Annotated in this window: 1 protein-coding gene; it reads left to right on the top strand. The window is 63.6% G+C overall.

Annotated features, from left to right (window positions below; all coding sequences use genetic code 11):
• A partial coding sequence (locus tag B4920_RS27765) for an MATE family efflux transporter (protein WP_254051085.1) occupies positions 1-239 on the top strand: 239 nt, incomplete at both ends.

A 239-nucleotide genomic window follows, 5' to 3' on the forward strand; every position in this document is an offset into this window, starting at 1 on the left:
AAGCTCGGCCTTATCGTCACCAGCCTGATTGCCATCGCCGCAGCCCTGAACGGACGCGCCATCATCAGCCTGTTCACCGACGACGCCGACATCATCACCCAGGTGGCGCAACTGTTCCTCATCAGCCTCATCCTCGAACCCGGCCGCACCTTCAACCTGGTGGTGATCAACGCCCTGCGCGCCACCGGGGCTGCCCGTTTCCCGCTCTACATGGCGCTCGTCTCCATGTGGGGCATTGC

The sequence above is a fragment of the Zoogloea sp. LCSB751 genome, assembly GCF_002028455.1.
Taxonomy (GTDB): domain Bacteria; phylum Pseudomonadota; class Gammaproteobacteria; order Burkholderiales; family Rhodocyclaceae; genus Zoogloea.